Genomic DNA, 16,796 nt, shown 5'->3' with positions numbered 1-16,796 from the left:
AAGCCGCCACGGGCTAGAGATATTAATCGAAAATCAAAGAGAAACGCCCCGCAACCACACAGGTTCCGGGGCGTTTTTGCTTGCTACTCCAGCCACTGCTACTAGCGCGAGTTTAGCGCATTGTAACTTGTATCAATTGATATTTGGGAAGCTGCGTATCCCACCGTTCGCGCCGCTTGCAGCCGAGTTGGTTCTGGCGTCGCTTGTCGCTCGCACCAGTTGGGGGATGAGAGGATTTAGCTGTATCTTAGTTACCAACTATTATTCCTACTATGCCAACTATTGCCTTGCTACTTGAGCCCACAAACGAAACAGACTTGCAGCTACTGCTTAGTCTGGCGCAACGGTTAGGTGTAAAAGCTACTCCTACCCCAATTACTTCCACGACTAGTATCCCGCCAGCGGAGCGGGCGCGGTTGTTCGAGGAGTTTGCCGGTTCCTGGCAGTCTGAAGAAGATGGAACCGAGCTAGCCCGCCAGCTGCAAGAAGACCGTCACTTTCGTGACCGGGAAGTGAATTTATGAGTCAATTTCTACTGGACACCAATATTTGTATTCACTGGTCGAAAGATGAGTTTGGGCTGCGACAGAAACTACAGCAGGTTGGCCCTGAAAATTGCTTTATCAGTGAGTTAACTATTGCCGAGATGTTATACGGGGTAGCTAAAAGCGCATCTACGAAGCAAGTTGCTAATCGTCACTCGCTCGACATCCTGCGCCAGGCTTTTGCCGGTCATATTTTACTGGTAGCTGACGGTTTCGAACTCTACGCCCAGGAAAAAGCCCGCCTCCGCAGCATCGGCCGCCTAGTTGATGATTTTGATCTGCTCATCGGCTGCACGGCCTCACGCTCGTCACCCGTAACACCCGCTACTTCACGGAACTGCAGGAAATTCGGTTGGAAAACTGGATTGATGACGATTTAGACTTGGTATCTATGCTTGCTCCTGCTGGTCCTGCAGGCACTATTTAGCAACCACGCACCTCCCCCGCCACGCCCGCAGCTTACAGATGATTGAAGAAACTGGTTGCCCTGGCGCGAGTTTAGCGTAGCGTAACTCGTACCATCCTTTGCCGGGAGGCTGCGCCTCCCTCCGTCTACGTCGCTTGCAGCCGAGCTTGTTCTTACGTAGCTTGTCGCTACGCTCCAGTCAGGTAAGCCATCTACCTTTTCAGACCCCCCAATCTCACTTCATACAAGCCCCTAGCCATGCGTCTGATCTTTACTACTTTGTTTATCCTGTCACTTTTTGGCAGCCGCTCTGTATTTGCTCTTACATGGAATGAGCCTTGGCACGAACAAGTAGTAAAGAATGCTGATTTCTTCGTCTTAACTAAAGTAACCTCTTCTGACCCTGATAAAGGAGTAATTGCTACAATTATTCGTTCACTAGATGGCAGCAATCTTTCAGGTACCATTACTATAAATGATTTCTATCAGCTTGATATCTGTAGCTCCTCCGATGGACACGGACCTGAATTTCACTTTGAAAGAACTGACACGTGTTACTTCTTTTTAAAGAAAAATACAGCAGGTGCATATAGCATTGCAACCCCGACTTCGGGGTTCGCTGCTGTATGGAAGAAGAATGTTCGGGCTACATACCGCCATAGCTACCACCAAGCATCTGTTCCACAGGTTGTATACGAGCCTACTATGACTGCTATTTTTCGCAAATACCACGGCCAAGATTTTGATAGAGCTTATATTGATGGCTTCATTAAAAAGTCACTTGCTTTAGCACCTGCTAAAATTGACGAAGAAGGAATGGACACGTTCTTTTTACAGCATGTGGCCTTAGAAACAATGTTCCACTTAAGTTTGAGCAGTAACTATATACTTACTCTCCCTTTCCTACACGATACTAGTAATTTTCATGCTCAGTTGAGTGCTGCTCGTGCCCTTACGAGTATCAACACGCCAGAATCAAAGCAGCAACTATTAGCTCTGCTTAACGATCAAGCAACAGAGGACTTCCCCAAAACGGTAGCTGTTTGGACGCTGGCCTCTTATAACCCAAAAGAGTTGAAGACAGACTTAGAGAGGCTACTTAAAAAAGCCTCTGATGAAAAAACTGGTTTCGGCGGAAATATTATGGACCCAAGAGTTTGCACTAACATTCCAACAGTAAAGGATGCTTTAGCTAAGCTAACCGCACAGTTGTAGAAACCGACTCAATATGTTAAAGGCCGAAGTGTAGCTCATACTGCTTTTTTGTCTGATTCAATTCGAAGAAACCCGCAGTCGCTCGGCTGTGCCGAGTGACTACTACACTTGAGCAGCTATGCAGCGAATCCGTCCGCACCGTCAGAGCGAATCACCTGCTGAACCTTTTACCGTACCTTCGCAGTAATACAGCTATTAACTCCGCTGCATCATGGGCACCACCGACAATACTTCCAAACCAACCGATAGTACCAAGCTCACCAAAGAGCAGCGCTTAGCCCAGGCCCGCGAATACGCCAAACGCTTTACCTTCGACACACTTAGCGAAGAAGAGCTGAAACGCCTGCGTCGCAACGCTTATGCCTACCTCATTTGAGCCGCGCCTACCCGGCGAAGGATACTCGTTTATCTACCGCAAAGGGCCGTCCCATCAGGATGGCCCTTTGGTTTGCACGCATTTTTATACGTTTCGAACTCGTAAGAACCGTCGCTACGTGGTGGAGGCCGAGCAGTATCAGCATCATGTGTATGTGCTAAAGTTCTATCCGTTATCCCTCAAGCATTCTCATAACCGCTTCAAACTCCTGGTACACGACGGCGACGCTTTTCGTATCCTGAGCACCTGCTTGCGGGTGTTTGCTGATATTATACGCCGCGACCCGCTGGCGTCGGCCGGTTTCGTTGGTGAGGCGTTGGCAGGTGAAGACATAGCACGCACGAAACGTTTCCGGGTATACTTCCAGTCCGTCGTGACCTTTGTGGGCACTACATCGTTTCGGCACCATCCGATGCCTGAAATCAGCGCATATTTCCTGGAAAATAAAACGAACGCTGAACCAGACCTATTGCCGCAGGTGGAACAAATGTTTCGGGAGCTATATATTATTCCACAGGCACTTGACCAGACTAAATCGGATGCGTTGCGGGAGAAGGACACCAACTGAAATTTCGTCTGCTTTCGTTGAAATTACTTCGTTAAATCCCGCCAAAAAGTCAGCAAAAGCTCTTCCGCACCCCGTTTGCTATGCCTCTCGTAGAACTTCCTAACCCGAAGCACCTACTTAAGACCTAGCAGCCATGAACTTTAATAATTATACGATCAAGGCGCAGGAGGCCGTGCAGAAGGCCACTGAAATTGCTGGGGGCAATCAGCAGCAGGCCATTGAGACGGGCCACCTGCTGAAGGGCCTCTTCCAGAGCGACGAGAATGTGCTGTCGTTTTTGGCTAAGAAGCTGGGCGTGAACCTGAATATTCTCACGCCCCGGCTTGATGCGTTGGTTGCTGCTTATCCGAAAGTAAGCGGCGGCTCACCTTATATAGCGAATGATGCCAACGCGGCTTTGCAGCGGGCTACCGGCTTCCTCAAGGAGTTTGAGGATGAGTATGTATCGGTGGAACACCTGCTGCTGGGGCTGCTGGGGGGCAAAGATGCCGTAGCTACCCTGATGAAGGATGCAGGCTTCAACGAAAAAGACCTGAAGGCTGCTATTAAGGAGCTGCGCGGGGGCCGCAAGGTGACCAGCCAAACCGCCGAGGACCAGTACCAGAGCCTCAACCGCTACTCCCGCAACCTCAACGAGCAGGTGCGCACCGGCAAGATGGACCCGGTGATTGGCCGCGACGAAGAAATCCGTCGGGTGCTCCAGATTCTGTCGCGCCGCACCAAGAACAACCCGGTGCTGCTGGGTGAGCCGGGCGTGGGCAAAACCGCCATTGTGGAGGGCCTGGCCCAGCGCATCGTGGCCGGCGACGTGCCCGAAAACCTCAAGGACAAGATCATCATGTCGCTGGATATGGGCCTGCTCATTGCGGGGGCCAAATACAAGGGCGAGTTTGAGGAGCGCCTCAAGTCCGTCATCAAAGAAGTAACCGACTCCGACGGCCAGATCATCCTGTTCATCGACGAGATGCACACGCTGATTGGGGCCGGCGCGGGCGGCGAAGGTGCGATGGATGCGGCCAACCTGCTCAAGCCGGCCCTGGCGCGGGGCGAGCTGCACTCTATTGGCGCTACCACGCTCAAGGAGTACCAGAAATACGTTGAGAAGGATAAGGCGCTGGAGCGTCGTTTCCAGGCGGTGATGGTGGACGAGCCCAGCATTGAGGACGCCATCAGCATCATGCGCGGCATCAAGGAGAAGTACGAGCTGCACCACGGCGTGCGCATCACCGACGACGCCGTAATTGCTGCCGTGGAGCTGAGCAGCCGCTACATCACCGACCGTTTCCTGCCCGACAAAGCCATCGACCTGATGGACGAAGCGGCAGCAAAACTGCGTATCGAGCTGAACTCTATGCCTGTGGAGCTGGACGAGGTGCAGCGCCGCATTATGCAACTGGAAATTGAGCGTGAAGCCATTCGTCGGGAAGAAAACCACGACCGCGAGAACGTGCTCAACAAGGAACTGAGCGAGCTGACCGCCAAGCGTGACTCTTTGAAAGCGCAGTGGGAAAACGAGAAATCGATACTCACTAATATTCAGGAGCAGAAGGAAGCCATTGAGCGCTTTAAGGTCGAAGCCGAGCAGGCTGAGCGCCAGGGCGACTACGGCCGCGTGGCGGAGCTGCGCTACGGCAAGATTCAGGAAGCGGAAGCCAAGCTCAAAACATTGCAGGACGAAGCCAACGCCAACAAAGACGGCGGCTCGATGCTGCAGGAAGTAGTGACCCACGAGGATATTGCCGAAGTAGTAGCCAAGTGGACCGGCATTCCGGTGAGCAAGATGCTGCAATCGGACCGCGAGAAGCTGCTGAACCTAGAGCAAGAGCTAGGCAAGCGCGTGGCCGGCCAGAGCGAAGCTATTGCGGCCATTTCCGATGCCGTGCGCCGTTCGCGGGCGGGTTTGCAGGACCCCAAGCGGCCGATTGGCTCGTTTATCTTCCTGGGTACGACTGGTGTGGGTAAAACCGAGTTGGCGAAGGCTTTAGCGGAGTATCTGTTCAACGATGAGAACAGCATGGTGCGCATCGACATGAGCGAGTATCAGGAGCGCCACGCCGTGTCGCGCCTCATTGGAGCGCCTCCCGGCTACGTGGGCTACGACGAGGGTGGTCAGCTAACGGAAGCCGTGCGCCGCAAGCCGTACTCCGTGATTCTGCTCGACGAGATTGAGAAGGCGCATGCTGATGTGTTTAACATCCTGCTGCAAGTGCTGGATGATGGTCGCCTCACCGACAACAAAGGCCGGGTGGCGAACTTCAAGAACACCATCATCATCATGACTTCCAACACGGGCGCCGACCTGATTCAGCGGAATTTCAAAGAGCTGAACGAGTACAACCACGACGAAGTGGTGGACCGCACCCGCGAAGAGGTAATCGAGCGCCTGCGCCAGCACATGCGCCCCGAGTTCCTGAACCGCATCGACGAAATCGTGATGTTCCAGCCGCTGAAGCGCAAGGAAATCCGCCGCATCGTGGATATTCAGTTCAAGCAGATTCAGCAGCGCCTGAACGAGGCCGGTATCCGGCTGGAAGCCACCGATGAGGTGCTCGACTTCCTCGGCGAGCAGGGCTTTGACCCGCAGTTCGGGGCGCGGCCGCTGAAGCGTGTATTGCAGCGCTTGGTTCTGAACGAGCTGTCGAAAGATATTCTCTCGGGCCGCGTAAGTAAAGACGCGGTAGTGGAAGCGGTGCTGGAAGACGGACACATTCACTTCAACAACGTGAATGTGGAAATTCCGGGCGTGTAAGTGCGGTTCTTAGTTCAAGCAATAAAAAGCCCTCCAGCGAGATGCTGGGGGGCTTTTTCATGGCAGCATAAACCAAAGCCAACCAAAGAAATATTGGGCCTCTATGTGCTGTTTCTACAGCCTCATTTTTGTGTTGCTAACCTTAAAACAAGCTAAGTGATTTGCAGTGAATTATACAGGATATAGCCATTCAATAACGCGAAAAGCAACGAGGGCAACGAAAGCCAGAATCCGTCCCTGATTTTAATTCTAACGCCAAATCCCAACAGCATTAAAATGGCTAAGCCGCCGGATGCTACTGATAGGATCAGGGGAATTTTGAGGCCTACCAATAAGCCAACCGCACCCATTATTTGTAGTGTTGCCGTTAGTGGACCGAACTTTTCCAGGCCGTAGCGTTTGAATTCGTCCTTGAGGTATTGAGAAGTGAAATAGCTGATCCCAAAAAAAAAGAAAGAGATGCTTGATAGCCAAATAGGAATAGTATCCATTGGGCCTAAACGGTAATTATGCCCGCGTAGGTGCCAGCAATGAAGAGTGACAACAGCAATAGAAATAAAGACGGTAAATATTTATACCAAGGATTTCTCACCTTAATGTGAGCAACCTGCGCGCAGAGCATCAAAAAGGCCATCAATAAAGCAGGAATAACCACTAGGGACGGATACCAAATACCCACGATCAGCAAGGTGGCTAAAACTATTTTGGTAGCGCCGACCATCGTGCGCACCAAATCGGGTAGTCCATATTGCCTGAACTCCTGCACGATATTATCGAAGCGAAATACCCACACAACGACTATCGAAAGGGCAACTATAATCTGGGCTGTTATGACTATTGCGCTCATTGTCAGGTTAAGTATACGTCCGGCTGAAACCACTTGTGCTCAGGCACTCGAAAGCTTATTTCTGCCCACAAACCCAGTTCGTAGCCAGCCTCAAGCAGTAAGCCCAGCACACGGCCTTACTGCCAGACACAGGATGCGGGATCTATCAGCGGAATGCCACCTGGTAAAGCACGGACGGGCTGTTAATGTTCAGCCGGCAGCGCAGGGGAAGGCTGCCTGGGCTACTTCCCCAATGGCCGCCCCCGCCGGCCATCGTGTTGGCTACCAATGGCAAATGCCTAACTGGCCCCGCTGAAACAAATTAGTGGGGCCAGTGGAGGGACCACGCAGTTTACTAACCGGAAGAGCGCCCTTGTAGGAGGCGTTCCGTGATGGCTGGCTTCGCTAGCGAAAGTGAAGGATTACTTCTTCTTTTTGTAAGCCAGCGGCAGCCAGGTAGCTACGTAGGGCGGCAGCGGCTGAAGCGTACCATGCTGATACTATCCATTGCTAGGGCATTAACCCCCAGTGCCAAATCCACCCCCGTTGCCCAGTTATCATCACCTCTCGCTATATAACCTGTTGCGCCAGACACTAAGAACCCGCCGCTGACCGCTCCCACGCTACCATACAAGCGGCCCCACTTGAACAGTCTGTGCACCGCTTGCCGCAAGCTGTCCGACATATGACTAACAGGGGCCGCTATGGTGGACGCGGTAGGCTGCTCTACCGCCGCGACGGGCAAAGCCAGCGCTACCGGCCCTACTACCATCACCCGTCGCAGCCTCACCGATGCCTATGTGCTGTATCCTTATACAGCCACGTCGCCGTTTTTTGAAATCGTGAAGGTTACGTTTATGTAGCTTCTTAAGCTAACAAGCCACAAAAAAGCCCCCCAGAGTCTGTCTGGGGGGCTTTTTTGTGGCTTACAAACCTATTAGGGCCGTTGGGCAGTAGCCTCCACTGGCTTCGTGCCTTTCATATGCTTGTTCTTGATCCGCTTGCGGACATACGCCGGCAGGGGCTGGCCTTGCTGGTAAGCGGTGAGCATCTCGCTCTCCTTTTTCTTATTGAACCGAGCTTCTTTATTAATAGCGACCCCAGCCAAGACACCACCTATAAGCATGGACGAAATGCCTCCTTCCTGTACATTAGCTAAGCCTGCTCCAAAGACATAGCCACCGGGAACGGCCAGCAAAACGGCGCCCGTACGGCGGCTCTTAAATAGCTTTTGTACGGCCTGCAAGCTGTCGGATGAAAAGGCAGCCGGAGCAATAATACCAGAAGTCGCAACTGCGGGAGCGGCAGTAGTTTCAGTTGTTTGGGCTACCGCTGAGCCAGCAGTGAAAAACAGACAGGCCGCCACGGCAGCGGAGATTATAAGTTTTGACATTGAAAGAGATAAATGAATAAAGAGAAAGATAGTGCAAACTATGACTCATATTGTTAAAAGACAAAAATCCAATCGACAGATAAAATTAACTTTCTCGTTATACATAGCCCGAGTAAGAATATTTTTCACTCGCGAACAGAATATACAATACATATTATTCTTTAAAAAATAGTAATTATTACTTTTTTACTCAAAAAGCAGACATTAGAATAAATATTAGCTTTGCTGCATGTCCGTTTTCTCGACTTATCTCCAGCTCGGCTTTTTCCACATCTTCAACCTGCAGGCCTACGACCATCTGGTGTTCCTGCTGGCCCTGTGCGCGCCCTATGTACTCAGCGACTGGCGCCGGGTGGTGGCCTTGGTTACGAGCTTCACGGTGGGCCACAGCATCACGCTGGCACTCGCCACGCTGGGCTTTGTGCAGTATAGCGCGGGGCTGATTGAGGTCTTGATTCCGATAACCATCCTGCTTACCTGCCTAGTAAATATGAGCCGCGCCGGGCGCGACTTCAAGCGCAATCAGCCCATCGTCGTAACCTTACCCAATGTTTTGGCGGCCGTTTTTGGGCTGATACACGGGTTAGGATTCTCAAGCTATCTGCGCGAGCTATTAGGGCAGAATACGCGGCCAGTGCTGGAACTGCTAGCTTTCAATATAGGCGTGGAGATGGGCCAACTGCTCATTGTGGCCCTTATTCTGGTCCTGGGCTTCATCATCCTACGCGTGTTTCGGGCGGCCCGTCGCGACTGGGTGCTGGTGGTGAGTGGAGCCGCGGCCGGCATTGCCGTTATTTTACTGCTGGGGAACTTCACTGATTAATATCGTATTCTGGGGGGCAAATACGAGGTTTGTGCAGCGGTACTTTAAAGAGATTATCTGTTGCGGATTCGTTACGCGGTTTTCCGTAAATTTGCTTTCCATCCTCCGCGTCTTCCACCTGTTTTTATGCTGAAAAATATTCTGCTGCTGTTGGGCAGCGTTGGCCTGAGCGCCGCGCCCTTGCTGGCGCAAACGCCTTCCATTCAGAACACCAACTCCGGCACCGACAAGTTTGCCCAGCTCGGCACCGAGCTGCCTACGCCCAACACGTTTCGGACCGCATCGGGTGCGCCGGGCTCCCAGTACTGGCAGCAGCGCGCCGACTACGACATCAACGTGCGGCTCGACGACGAGAAGCAAGCCATTTCGGGCACCGAGGACATTACCTACACCAACCTCTCGCCCGACGTGCTGACCTACCTGTGGGTGCAGCTCGACCAGAATATCTACGCCGAAAACTCCATGACCACCTCCACGCAGACGGCTGATTTGCAGCCGCGTATGTCGTTTGGAGCCATGGACTACCTGGCCCGCGCCGATTTTGACGGCGGGTACAAGATTGAGTCGGTGAAGCAGAAGGGCGGCAAGGCCCTGTCGCACGTAGTAAACCACACCATGATGCGCGTGGATCTGCCCCAACCTTTGCAGCCCAAACAGTCTTTCACCTTCAGCATTGCCTACCGCTACAACATTAACGACCAGCCCAAGCTCGGTGGTCGTTCGGGCTACGAGTATTTCCCCGAGGATAAAAATTACCTCTACGAAATCGCGCAGTTCTATCCCCGCATGGCCGTGTACGACGACGTAAACGGCTGGCAGCACAAGCAATTCCTGGGCAGCGGGGAGTTTGCCTTGCCCTTCGGCAACTACAAAGTAAGCATCACCGCTCCCGCCGACCATGTGGTCGGCGCTACCGGCACGCTCCAGAACCCCGATCAGGTGCTGTCGGCTACCCAGCGCAAGCGCTTAGCGCAGGCTACGAGTGCAAACAAGCCTGTCGTCATCGTGACGCAGGCCGAGGCGGAGCAAGCCGAAAAAGGCCGCGCCAAAGGCACTAAAACCTGGAATTTCGTTGCCAAAAACGTTCGTGACTTTGCTTTCGCCAGCTCCCGTAAGTTTATCTGGGATGCCATGGGCCTGAAGATTGAAGGCAAGCCGATTGTAGCGATGTCGTACTACCCCAAGGAGGGCAATCCGCTGTGGGGCCAGTATTCGACGGAGGCCGTGGCGCACACGCTCAAAACCTATTCCAAGCGCACCATTCCCTACCAATACCCGGTGGCTATTTCGGTGCACGGCTCTATTGGCGGGATGGAATACCCTATGCTTTCCTTTAATGGCTACCGGCCTGAGAAGGATGGCACTTACTCGGCCAGCACGAAATACGGCCTGATTTCGGTGATTATTCACGAAGTAGGGCATAACTTCTTCCCCATGATCGTGAACTCCGACGAGCGGCAGTGGACGTGGATGGACGAAGGCCTGAACACCTTCATGCAGTATCTCTCGGAGCAGGAATGGGAGCGCAACTACCCATCGCGCCGCGGCGAGCCAGCCAAAATCGTGGATTATATGCGCATGGATAAGAGCCTGCAAACTCCGATCATGACCAACTCGGAGTCGGTATTGCAGCTCGGCAACAACGCTTACGGTAAGCCCGCTACCGGCCTGAATATGCTGCGCGAAACCATCATGGGTCGTGAGCTATTCGACTATGCTTTCCAGGAATACGCCCGCCGCTGGGCCTACAAGCACCCCACGCCCGCCGACTTTTTTCGCACCATGGAAGATGCCTCAGGCGTTGACCTCGACTGGTTCTGGCGCGGCTGGTTTTACACCAACGACCGCACCGACCTCGCCATCGAAGGCGTGAAGTGGTACACGGTCGATTCCAAAAACCCCGAAATTGAGAATGCCCGCAAGCGGCAGGAGTTGAACGCCGAGCCAAAGACGCTCTCCCAGCAGCGCAACCTGCAAGACATTAAGCGCACACTGGTAGACAACGACAAGCCCGGCCTCAAGGATTTTTATAACTCCTACGATCCCATCGCCACCACCGAGGCCGACAAGCAGCGCTACCAGCAGTACGTGAAGACGCTGAAGCCCGAGCAGCAGAAGCGCCTCAACGAAGGCTTGCACTTCTATGAAGTAGGTTTGCGTAACATCGGCGGCCTGGTAATGCCCGTCATCGTGCAGATGACCTACGAGGACGGCAAGCAGGAAATCGTGAACATTCCGGCCGAAATCTGGCGGCGCAACAACGAGCAGGTGACCAAGGTATTCGTGACGGACAAGCCCGTGGTGGCCTTCACCCTCGACCCCTTCCTGCAAACCGCCGACACCGACCTGAGCAACAACGCCTACCCGCGCAAATTGGCCCCCAGCCGCTTCGAGCTGTTCGAGCAACAGCAGCGCCCGCAGTCCAACCCCATGCAGACGCAGCCCAGCGCCACGCAGCCAGCCGTGCCCGCCAGCAGCGGCGCTACGGGCGGTGGCACGAATTAGAAATCATGCGTTAGTGAAAACAAAAACAGTCACCCCGAACGGGTGGCTGTTTTTGTTTAAAGCATCATAAAAAGCCCTAGCGCTTGGTTCGGGTGTGCCCGGCCGGGCTGATGCCACACGCTTGCTATCTTTTGGCTTTCTTTAGCTGTATGAATGTCCTTATAATCGAAGACGACCGGGCGCTGGCGCGGGAGTTGGGTTTGTTTCTTTATAACGAGCACTACCACTGCGACTTCGCCCGCACGGGGCGCGAGGCGTCGGAGAAGCTATTTGTAAACGAGTACGATTTCGTGCTGCTCGATTTGGGCCTGCCCGACCAGGATGGCTTGCAGCTGCTGGCCCAGGCCCGACAGGAGCGCAACCAGAAGGCATCCATCATTATTCTGAGTGCGCGCGGCTCGGTCGACGACCGTATTAATGGGCTTAATCTGGGGGCCGACGACTATCTCCCCAAGCCGTATTCGCTCCTGGAGCTGGGCTCCCGGATGCAGGCCGTGACGCGGCGCAAGCACGGCGTGGTGCTGGATAAGCTGGGCTTTGGCGAGTTCACGCTCAATCTGGGCGACCGAACTTTGCGCTACGGCGACACCGCCCTGGAAGTAACGCGCAAGGAGTTTGAGATACTGCATTACCTGCTGCTGCACCGAGGCAAGGTGCTCACCCGGCTTCAGCTCAGTGAGCACATCTGGGGGAATAACATCAACGACAGCGCCGACCACGACTCGAACTACATCAACGTGCACGTCAAGAACCTGCGTAAAAAGCTAACCCAGCAGGATCCTGTTACCGATTGGGTGGAAACGGTGCGTGGCATCGGCTACCGCCTGCGGCTGGAAGACGAACCAGCCCCGACGACGTGAAGCTTCAGCAAAAGCTAGTCCTGCTCACCACGCTGTCCAAGGGCCTGATGGCGGCCGTGCTGCTGCTGATTCTGCCCTGGCTGGTGCAAACCCTGGTGCTGCGCCACACCGACGAGGCTCTGCGCACGGAGCTGCGGCAGGTGCAAACCCGCATTGAGCAGGTTGGCATCTTTGAGTTCCTGCCCCAAAATCAGACCCAGCGGCGCACGCACTATGATTTGCTGCAAGATGAATTTATCGATTTACAGGCTGTAACCGCCAAAATGCCCCCCGACACCATCGGCACTTTCCCCCGCCAGCGCCAGGGTAGCGAGGTAGATTTTCGGGTGCTGCGGCATACAGCTACTTACCAGGGCCTGCGGTACATTATCGAGATTGGCAAAAGCATTGAGTCGGTGCAGGAGGTATATGAGCTGCTGCGTAACCTGGCCGTATATGCTCTGGTATTTGCGGTTTTGACCACCCTGCTGCTGGAGCTGGGCGTTATTGGCTACCTGCTGCGGCCCTTCGACCACATCGTGGAGCGGCTGCGGGCCGTGCAGGGCCCCACGCCGCTGGCCGCGCCGCCGCTGCGCACCAGCACCTCCGATTTTCAGTACCTGGATGCCAGCATTCAGCAGATGCTGCTCAAGATTCAGTCGGTGTTTGAGCAGGAGCGGCAATTCATCGCCACGGCCTCCCACGAGCTGCTGACTCCGATTTCTCTTCTGCAAAACAGATTTGAGAATATGCTGCGGGCCGAAAATCTGCCCGAGGAAGCTGAAACGCAGCTCGTAACCTCCCAGAAAACCTTGCAGCGCATGACGGTGACCCTGCGCACGCTGCTGCTCATTTCGCGGGTCGAGAACAACCAGTTTGCCCGCACCGAGCGGGTAGCGGTGCGCGGGGTAGTAACCGAGGTTGCCGAAGAGCTGGAAGACCGCATCAACGACAGCGCCCTGACTATCCGCTGGAGCCTGAGCGGCGAACCTACCTTGGCACCCGCCAACCGGTCGTTGATCTTTACGCTTTTTTTCAATCTGCTCAGCAACGCCATCAAGTACAACCAATACGGGGGACAAATTGAGCTAACCGGCCAGCCCACGCCGGACGGTGGCTACCGCCTGCGCATCAGCAACACCGGCAAGCCCATCCCCGCCGAGCATCTGCCCTTTGTCTTCGACCGCTTCCGCCGCTTCGATGAGGATGCGGCCGAGGGCTACGGCCTGGGCTTGGCCGCGGTGCGCAGCATCGCGCAACTGCATCATATTCCGATTCAGGTGAAATCTGATCTGCAACACGGGACGGAATTTAGTATGCACCTGCCGCCTGCGGCATAGAGCGGTTCTGCTTGTTTGGGGAATAGTGTTATAACTCGAGAGCCAATCGTGACCGCCTTTTTGATCTGACGCTCACTAGCTTGCCGCCTGCTTTCGTTGTAGCTTCGTCTTCCACCACTTCTATACCAACTATGGGACTTCTCGACGGTTTACTCGGCAACGCTTCGGAAAGCGACGCGCAGGAATTACAACAGGAGCTCACCCGCCTGCTGGCGACGGATGAGCGCATAGAAAAGGCCTTCGTCATCATCCGCGACCAGCTTATTTTCACCAATAAGCGCCTGATTCTGGTCGATAAGCAAGGGATGACCGGTAAGAAGAAGGAATTTCTGAGTGTGCCGTACCGCAGCATCGAGCGCTTCGCGATGGAAACCACGGGCCATTTTGACCTCGACGCGGAGCTGAAAATCTGGGTACGCGGCCAAACGGAGCCTATCAGCAAAACCTTCCGCAACGACCGCAATATTTATGATATAAGTAAGGCCCTGGCCGACTATGCGCTTTAACTGAAGCCCGCTTTTTAGCACATAAAAAAGCCCCCCAGCCGTGCGGTTGGGGGGCTTTTTTCGGCTTTGATTTTCAACTAAACAGACGGTCATGCTGAGCCTGTTTAGTTGAAAATCCTTTAATCATCGTCCTCATCCTCTTTCTCCGCTACCACGCGCACGAAGGAGCTGCGGCGCGGGGCGGGCATTATGCTGTGCTCGCCGCGGATGGTGCGCCAGATATTCTCGTTGAAGGGCACGTCGGGAGCAGCGTCTTCGCGGGAGAGGTCGAACTTCTCGGCCTCGCGGGAGCTACGGTTCAGGGCCGTGTTCTTGGCATTCAGATCGACGCGGGCGGGGCGGGCGACGAAGGGCCGGGCGTCGGGCGTGCTGGTGAAGCACTCCCACATGGGCCGGGCCGCCGCGTCGTATTGGCTCATGGGGGGCAAACCCAGGATCAGCTCCATCGTGCGCAGCATCCCGGCCGTGGAGTACATGGTGTGCACGACCGCCCCGCGCCGCACATGGGGGCCGGCCACGTAGGCCGTCGTGCGGTGGGCATCTACGTGGTCGGGGCCGTTCTGGGCGTCGTCTTCCACGATCATCACCACCGACTCCTTCCACACCGGGCTCTGGGATAAATGCTCGATCAGGCGGCCCAGGGCCAAGTCGTTGTCGCCGGCGTAGGCCAGGGGCGTGCGGGCTCCCAGCCGCGCCCCAGACGTATGGTCGTTGGGCAGCCGAATCACCTGGAACTGCGGCACCTGCCCGGCCGCCACGAGCTTGTCGAAGTCCCGCTCCCAGATTTTCTCGCGGTCTACGTCCAGGATGCTCAGGTTATAGCCCGGAAAATCGGCCGCGACGTGGCCTTCCAGGGCCTTGACGGTGGCTTTGCCCTGGGTCACGAACTCGCCGTAGCTGCGGTAGCTCACGCCGGCCCGCTGGCAGTAGTCCCAGATAAAGCCGTCTTTGGGCACGGCCACTTCGCCCCGGCCGCCCTCGTAGTCGTAGCTGCCGCCCCGGCCCGAGTAGTTGCTGGGCCAGGTTTTCTCCACGTAGTCATTGGCGTAGGCGGCGGTGCTCCAGTTGTGGCCGTCGGCACTGACCTCGGCGTCGGCGTAGAAGTTATCGAGCAGGACGAACTCGCGGGCCAGGGCGTGGTGGTTGGGCGTCACGTCCTCCCCAAACAGACACAGGCTTTTGTCGCCGTTGCCTTCGGGCATATCGCCCAATACCTGGTCGTAGGTGCGGTTTTCCTTGATAATATAAAAGACGTGCCTGATGGGCGAGGGCTGGCCCACGCGCTGGGGCACGGGGTTGCCGGCGGGCACGTCGGGGGCCTGCTCGCGGGCTTTGGTGTAGGGCGTATTGGCGTATACCTGGGCTGAAAAGCCCCCCAGCGTGGCCGCATCGGGGGTGGGCAGCACCGTGAGCGAGCCGCGCAGCAGCCCGGCGATGTACTGGGTCGGCCGGGGGCCATTTTTGAGGGGATTGGGACCATCCTCGCTATTAGGCGCGGAGCTGCTGCCTTTGCCGTTGGCGATGAGCAGCGTAGTGCCCGCCGTGCGCACGGCCGTCGGGTACCAGCCCGTGGGCACGAAGCCCAGCGAGGTGCTCTTGCCCGGCTCGCGCACGTCGAACACGGCCAGGCAGTTGTTATCGGCGTTGGCCACGAAAAGCTGGGTTTCGTCGGCTGAGAGCGCGACGCCGTTGGGGGTGCTGCCCGCCGGGGCGTTGGGAAACAGCGCCGCCACCAGGGTTTCGGTGACCCGGCCGGCGCGCGTATCCAGCACCGACACGGAGTTGCTGTTAGCGTTGGCCACGAACAGGCGCCGCCCGTCGCGGCTGAGCAGCATATCGTTGGGGTGGCTCTCGACGGGAATGCGGGCCGTGATGCGCTGCCGGCGCGGGTCGTACACGGCCACGGCCGACGCGCCCCAGAGCGAGACGTAAAGGGCATTGCCATCGGGAGCCAAAACGGCGGTGTAGGCCTCGCTGCCCAGGGGCAGGCGGCGCACCAGGGCGCGGGTGCGCAAATCAAAAGTGTAGAGGGCGCTGTCCTCGCGGGTGACGGCGTAGAGCAGCTGGCGGCGCGCGTCCACGGCCAGGCCGGCCACCCCGATCTTCTGCTTAGGCCACGCCTCGCCCAGCACGATGGCGCTGTCGGGCACCAGCTTCTGGCCTTCGATCCTGAAGCAGTAAATGCGGTTTTTTTGCCCCCCGGAGGCGTAAATCATCTTTTCCTGGGGGCCAAACGCCAGTCCCACCCAGCCGGCTTTGATAATTTGCTCGTCGAGCACGGCCCCGGAAGTGGGGTTCAGCAGCTGCACCGAATTTGCCCCCCAGCCGCAATTGATAACGGCCGCCAGCCGGCCGCTGGCACTCACCACCAGATTCAGGGGCAAATCACCGAGCGGAACTTGTTGACCGACCGGGGAAAGCTTCCAGCCGTTGGGCAGCAGGGTTTGCTGGGTAGCGGGCAACGGCCCCGGCAGTACCGGCGGAGCGGGGGGTGCCACCGCCGTCGGCGCGTACGGGCGGGGGCTGGAGGCGCAGCCGGCGAGCAGCCACCCCAGCAGCAGGGCAAGCAAGGCAGAAGGTTTCATGGGCAGCAGGGTTAATCCTCCACGAAGGTACGCGCTGGAACAGCCCGAAGATGACAGGGTAACACAGAATTAATACCAGAAATTCTACGGCTTATACCACCATTCATACGACACTAGTCA

16 protein-coding genes are annotated in these 16,796 nt (G+C 55.9%); 12 read left to right on the top strand and 4 right to left on the bottom strand.

Annotated elements, in window-relative coordinates:
• Nucleotides 1-272: 272 nt before the first annotated feature.
• The 6 genes from B9A24_RS05420 (at nt 273) to clpB (ending at nt 5,859) form a co-directional block, all read left to right on the top strand.
• Nucleotides 273-524, top strand: coding sequence for a hypothetical protein (locus B9A24_RS05420; protein ID WP_084444157.1), 252 nt, complete (start codon nt 273-275; stop codon nt 522-524).
• Complete coding sequence (locus B9A24_RS05415; protein WP_234997008.1) at nt 521-925, top strand: PIN domain-containing protein; 405 nt, start codon at nt 521-523, stop codon at nt 923-925. Before B9A24_RS05420 ends, B9A24_RS05415 begins: the two co-directional genes overlap by 4 nt.
• A gap of 284 nt (nt 926-1,209) precedes the next feature.
• On the top strand, nt 1,210-2,166 hold the full coding sequence (locus B9A24_RS21505) for a HEAT repeat domain-containing protein (RefSeq protein WP_143434770.1): 957 nt from the start codon (nt 1,210-1,212) through the stop codon (nt 2,164-2,166).
• 211 nt (nt 2,167-2,377) lie between these two features.
• Entirely contained in the window at nt 2,378-2,542 is a 165-nt protein-coding gene (locus B9A24_RS21995) for a hypothetical protein (protein WP_159451950.1), read from the top strand.
• On the top strand, nt 2,526-3,110 hold the full coding sequence (locus B9A24_RS05405; RefSeq protein ID WP_143434769.1) for a hypothetical protein: 585 nt from the start codon (nt 2,526-2,528) through the stop codon (nt 3,108-3,110). The genes B9A24_RS21995 and B9A24_RS05405 overlap by 17 nt, the downstream gene beginning before the upstream one ends.
• Before the next feature lie 133 nt (nt 3,111-3,243).
• The gene (gene clpB, locus B9A24_RS05400; RefSeq protein WP_084444154.1) at nt 3,244-5,859 is read left to right on the top strand and encodes an ATP-dependent chaperone ClpB; all 2,616 of its coding nucleotides are present in this window, start codon (nt 3,244-3,246) and stop codon (nt 5,857-5,859) included.
• A 152-nt stretch (nt 5,860-6,011) separates the two neighbouring features.
• Here the strand turns inward: clpB and B9A24_RS05395 are convergent, their stop codons facing one another.
• Complete coding sequence (locus B9A24_RS05395; protein WP_084444153.1) at nt 6,012-6,350, bottom strand: DoxX family protein; 339 nt, start codon at nt 6,348-6,350, stop codon at nt 6,012-6,014.
• A 5-nt stretch (nt 6,351-6,355) separates the two neighbouring features.
• A complete protein-coding gene (locus B9A24_RS05390; protein ID WP_084444152.1) occupies nt 6,356-6,706 on the bottom strand; it encodes a DoxX family protein in 351 nt (116 codons plus the stop codon).
• Nucleotides 6,707-7,389: 683 nt separating this feature from the next.
• Between B9A24_RS05390 and B9A24_RS21990 the strand changes: the two genes are divergently transcribed.
• Complete coding sequence (locus tag B9A24_RS21990; RefSeq protein ID WP_159451949.1) at nt 7,390-7,548, top strand: hypothetical protein; 159 nt, start codon at nt 7,390-7,392, stop codon at nt 7,546-7,548.
• Nucleotides 7,549-7,622: 74 nt separating this feature from the next.
• On the opposite strand, the gene B9A24_RS05385 is transcribed toward B9A24_RS21990, so the two are convergent.
• Entirely contained in the window at nt 7,623-8,078 is a 456-nt protein-coding gene (locus B9A24_RS05385) for a hypothetical protein (RefSeq protein WP_084444151.1), read from the bottom strand.
• Between the two features lie 229 nt (nt 8,079-8,307).
• Here B9A24_RS05385 and B9A24_RS05380 point away from each other — a divergent pair, with 229 nt between their 5' ends.
• From B9A24_RS05380 to B9A24_RS05360, 5 genes are all read left to right on the top strand, one after another.
• Nucleotides 8,308-8,901: a HupE/UreJ family protein gene (locus tag B9A24_RS05380; protein ID WP_084444150.1), complete on the top strand. Its 594-nt coding sequence runs from the start codon at nt 8,308-8,310 to the stop codon at nt 8,899-8,901.
• A 126-nt stretch (nt 8,902-9,027) separates the two neighbouring features.
• Nucleotides 9,028-11,406, top strand: coding sequence for a M1 family metallopeptidase (locus B9A24_RS05375; RefSeq protein ID WP_084444149.1), 2,379 nt, complete (start codon nt 9,028-9,030; stop codon nt 11,404-11,406).
• Nucleotides 11,407-11,555: 149 nt separating this feature from the next.
• Nucleotides 11,556-12,266 (top strand): response regulator transcription factor, encoded by a 711-nt coding sequence (locus tag B9A24_RS05370; protein ID WP_084444148.1) that lies wholly within the window; start codon nt 11,556-11,558, stop codon nt 12,264-12,266.
• On the top strand, nt 12,263-13,585 hold the full coding sequence (locus tag B9A24_RS05365) for a sensor histidine kinase (protein ID WP_084444147.1): 1,323 nt from the start codon (nt 12,263-12,265) through the stop codon (nt 13,583-13,585). The genes B9A24_RS05370 and B9A24_RS05365 overlap by 4 nt, the downstream gene beginning before the upstream one ends.
• Before the next feature lie 131 nt (nt 13,586-13,716).
• Nucleotides 13,717-14,091, top strand: a complete 375-nt coding sequence (locus tag B9A24_RS05360; RefSeq protein WP_084444146.1) for a PH domain-containing protein — start codon at nt 13,717-13,719, stop codon at nt 14,089-14,091.
• Nucleotides 14,092-14,210: 119 nt separating this feature from the next.
• Here the strand turns inward: B9A24_RS05360 and B9A24_RS05355 are convergent, their stop codons facing one another.
• Nucleotides 14,211-16,676: a bifunctional YncE family protein/alkaline phosphatase family protein gene (locus B9A24_RS05355; protein ID WP_084444145.1), complete on the bottom strand. Its 2,466-nt coding sequence runs from the start codon at nt 16,674-16,676 to the stop codon at nt 14,211-14,213.
• Nucleotides 16,677-16,796: the final 120 nt, after the last annotated feature.

The sequence above is a fragment of the Hymenobacter roseosalivarius DSM 11622 genome (assembly GCF_900176135.1).
Lineage (GTDB): Bacteria > Bacteroidota > Bacteroidia > Cytophagales > Hymenobacteraceae > Hymenobacter > Hymenobacter roseosalivarius.
Note: the sequence above shows the minus strand (reverse complement) of the source record. Positions and strands in the feature narration are given on the sequence as shown.

Bases quoted from the DNA above. Each gene is read 5' to 3' on its own strand.
- B9A24_RS05420 (WP_084444157.1), top strand. From the start codon at position 273: ATGCCAACTATTGCCTTGCTACTTGAGCCCACAAACGAAACAGACTTG.
- B9A24_RS05415 (WP_234997008.1), top strand. From the start codon at position 521: ATGAGTCAATTTCTACTGGACACCAATATTTGTATTCACTGGTCGAAA.
- B9A24_RS21505 (WP_143434770.1), top strand. From the start codon at position 1,210: ATGCGTCTGATCTTTACTACTTTGTTTATCCTGTCACTTTTTGGCAGC.
- B9A24_RS21995 (WP_159451950.1), top strand. From the start codon at position 2,378: ATGGGCACCACCGACAATACTTCCAAACCAACCGATAGTACCAAGCTC.
- B9A24_RS05405 (WP_143434769.1), top strand. From the start codon at position 2,526: ATGCCTACCTCATTTGAGCCGCGCCTACCCGGCGAAGGATACTCGTTT.
- clpB (WP_084444154.1), top strand. From the start codon at position 3,244: ATGAACTTTAATAATTATACGATCAAGGCGCAGGAGGCCGTGCAGAAG.
- B9A24_RS05395 (WP_084444153.1), bottom strand. From the start codon at position 6,350: ATGGATACTATTCCTATTTGGCTATCAAGCATCTCTTTCTTTTTTTTT.
- B9A24_RS05390 (WP_084444152.1), bottom strand. From the start codon at position 6,706: ATGAGCGCAATAGTCATAACAGCCCAGATTATAGTTGCCCTTTCGATA.
- B9A24_RS21990 (WP_159451949.1), top strand. From the start codon at position 7,390: ATGGTGGACGCGGTAGGCTGCTCTACCGCCGCGACGGGCAAAGCCAGC.
- B9A24_RS05385 (WP_084444151.1), bottom strand. From the start codon at position 8,078: ATGTCAAAACTTATAATCTCCGCTGCCGTGGCGGCCTGTCTGTTTTTC.
- B9A24_RS05380 (WP_084444150.1), top strand. From the start codon at position 8,308: ATGTCCGTTTTCTCGACTTATCTCCAGCTCGGCTTTTTCCACATCTTC.
- B9A24_RS05375 (WP_084444149.1), top strand. From the start codon at position 9,028: ATGCTGAAAAATATTCTGCTGCTGTTGGGCAGCGTTGGCCTGAGCGCC.
- B9A24_RS05370 (WP_084444148.1), top strand. From the start codon at position 11,556: ATGAATGTCCTTATAATCGAAGACGACCGGGCGCTGGCGCGGGAGTTG.
- B9A24_RS05360 (WP_084444146.1), top strand. From the start codon at position 13,717: ATGGGACTTCTCGACGGTTTACTCGGCAACGCTTCGGAAAGCGACGCG.
- B9A24_RS05355 (WP_084444145.1), bottom strand. From the start codon at position 16,676: ATGAAACCTTCTGCCTTGCTTGCCCTGCTGCTGGGGTGGCTGCTCGCC.